Genomic DNA, 519 nt, shown 5'->3' on the forward strand with positions numbered 1-519 from the left:
AAGTTAATTTATGCCAACACGGATACGCCTTACACCACCAGAACGTAATCGAATGAAAAATAAAGATAAAAACAAAAAGCCGTTACATAATTTAGATTTGAATCTGCTAAAGATTTTTAGAGTAGTATCGGAAGAGAAGAAAACAGTCGCGGCAGCCAAGAGGCTCAACATCACTCAACCTGCTGTCAGCCGGGCGATGGCACGTCTACGTGAGCATTTTAACGACCCACTATTTGTGCGAACGAGGTATGGATTAAAGCCTACGGACAAAGGACAACTTTTATCCGATAGCTTACCTAAAATAATGGATGATTTATCGAATCTCATTTTAGAGCTTGATGAATTTTCGCCAGAAAGCAGTTCCGCGAATATAAAAATCGCAATTAATGGATTTTTTGGTGTCTCTTTCCCTGCTAAATTGCATTTAAAGTTATTAGATATTGCCCCTAATATCACAATAGAAACAGAAAGTTGGAGCTCAAATACCATTAGTAAACTGATTAATGGTGAGTTAGATTT

1 protein-coding gene is annotated in these 519 nt (G+C 37.4%); it reads left to right on the plus strand.

Annotated features, from left to right (window positions below; genetic code table 11):
- Positions 1–52 precede the first annotated feature (52 nt).
- Positions 53–519 (plus strand): LysR family transcriptional regulator (locus tag R7E78_RS30475; RefSeq protein WP_318059189.1); only part of this gene is annotated, 467 nt, incomplete at its 3' end.

It is taken from the genome of Vibrio sp. YT-19(2023) (genome assembly GCF_033337395.1).